Source organism: Archangium sp. (assembly GCF_036388035.1).
Taxonomy (GTDB): domain Bacteria; phylum Myxococcota; class Myxococcia; order Myxococcales; family Myxococcaceae; genus Archangium.
The window spans coordinates 1-1,890 of record NZ_DASVSO010001013.1; the positions used below are offsets into that span (position 1 = coordinate 1).

At 68.5% G+C, this 1,890-nt stretch carries 3 protein-coding genes; 1 reads left to right on the forward strand and 2 read right to left on the reverse strand.

The window, feature by feature from the left end:
- Window positions 1-663 (forward strand): Crp/Fnr family transcriptional regulator (locus VF697_RS41665; RefSeq protein WP_331104082.1); only part of this gene is annotated, 663 nt, incomplete at its 5' end.
- A 512-nt stretch (window positions 664-1,175) separates the two neighbouring features.
- Here the strand turns inward: VF697_RS41665 and VF697_RS41670 are convergent.
- Together VF697_RS41670 and VF697_RS41675 are read right to left on the reverse strand one after the other, a co-directional pair.
- Complete coding sequence (locus tag VF697_RS41670) at window positions 1,176-1,529, reverse strand: nuclear transport factor 2 family protein (protein WP_331104084.1); 354 nt, start codon at window positions 1,527-1,529, stop codon at window positions 1,176-1,178.
- Between the two features lie 142 nt (window positions 1,530-1,671).
- Window positions 1,672-1,890: PDZ domain-containing protein (locus VF697_RS41675; protein ID WP_331104086.1), on the reverse strand; the 219-nt coding region annotated here is incomplete at its 5' end.

A 1,890-nucleotide genomic window follows, 5' to 3' on the forward strand; every position in this document is an offset into this window, starting at 1 on the left:
CTGCGTCAAATCCCGATGTTCGAGCACCTCGGGGAAGAGGATCTGGAGCATCTGTCGGGGTTGCTTCAGCAGCGGCGCTATAGCAAGGGCGAGGTCATCTTCCACCAGGGGGATGTGGGCACGGCCCTCTTCATCGTCCGCAAGGGCGAGGTGGCCATCCGCCTGAGCTCCGCGGAGGGCAAGGAGGTCATCCTGGCGCTGCTGGGCCGGGGCGACGCCTTTGGAGAGCTGGCGCTGCTGGACGGGGAGCCGCGCTCGACGGATGCGGTGTCGCGCGACGAGTCGGACCTGCTGAAGCTCAACCAGGAGGACTTCCGGCGCTTCCTGTCCGAGCGTCCCCAGGTGGCCATGGGCCTGCTGGCGGTGCTCAGCCGGATGGTGCGGCGCGTCACCCAGCTCGTGCACGACTCGGCCTTCCTGGATGCGCGCGCGCGTCTGGCGCGGGTGCTGTTGGACCTGGCCCGGACGCAGGGCCAGCCCAAGGCCGAGGGCGGGGTCGTCATCCCCAAGCTGACCCAGGCGGAGCTGGCCAACCTGTGCGGCGTCACCCGGGAGAGCGCCAACAAGTGGTTGAGCTTCTACAAGCGCGAGGGGCTGCTGACGGTCGAGGGCGGGCAGATCACCCTCGTGGATCCCGAGCGCCTGCGCCGCGACGTGGACTGAGGAGACGACGGTGGGAGGAGGCCGCCCCCCGGCGAGCCTCGACTCCCGAAAAACCTGGGCGGAGGCCGCGCCCCCCAGCGCGGCCCCCCTTCCCTTGGGACCTTGAGACGATGTGGGTCGCACCCCCCAGCGCGACACCCCTTCCCTTGGACCCGGGCGCGGGAGCCACGCCCCCCGGCGCGGCCCTCACACACCCCCCTCTGCTCGCGCCTCGGGCGCGGCGTTCGGGTCCAACGGGTCGTGAGTCCCCGTTCCCAAGTAAGGTGATAGCCCGGGGAGCCCCCGCGAGGCTGTGAACCGACTCACCCAAGGGGTGTGAAGCCGTTCACAGACACGGGCAGGGTTTCGTGCCTGGGCGGGGGGAACGGCTGCTCGCGAGCCATTCCGACCCCCATCCGGCGTGCGGGCGGGATGCATACACCGGGTGCGGGTGGCGGTGCCAGCCCCCTGCCCCGGAAAGGACCGGGGGCCTTGGGCGACATCCGGTTGCCGACACCGCTCGACCCCGTGCTTCAGCCCATGAAGAGCGGCGTCGGGTCGATATAGATGCGGTAGTCGTAGATCTTCTTCTGGCGCAGGTGGAAGACGTCCACGAAGGGCAGGCGCAGGTCGGTTCCCTTCGGAGACTTGAGGGTGACCTCGCCCTGGACGACGAGGGAGTCGTCGCGCTTCCAGGTGTGCAGCACCTCGTGGTGCGAGACCGTCGGCGACTTGAGCGCGGTCAGGTAGGCGTGGATGGCCGCACGCCCCGTCACGGGAGGCTGGCTGCCATAACGGAAGACGGCGTCCTCGGTCAGGAACTCGACGAGCGCGGTGATGTCTCCAGAGTCGACGACCTCGAAGAACGTGGGGAGATGGAGCTTCATGGGAAGAAAGGACCTCCGGCAGAGAGGCACTCATCCTGGCAGCGCTTGAGAGGAATTGCGAATTCACACACGGAGCCCGGGACAGCTTTCGCGAGGAATCCCTTTCCCATCAACGCCTCCACCTCATGGCTTCACGCTTCCTTCACGACCGCTTGCCGATGGTGATGGGCAGCTCGCGCACCTCACCGGCGCGCAGCACCCGGGCCTGCACCTGCGTGCCGACCTTCTCGTCACCGAGGTAGCCGAGCAGCTCCTCGATGCTGTGCAGCGGCTGGCCTCCGAGGCTCACCAGCACGTCGCCGATCATCAGGCCAGCACGGTCGGCGGGGCCCTCGGGCTCCACGGTGAGGAAGATGAGGCC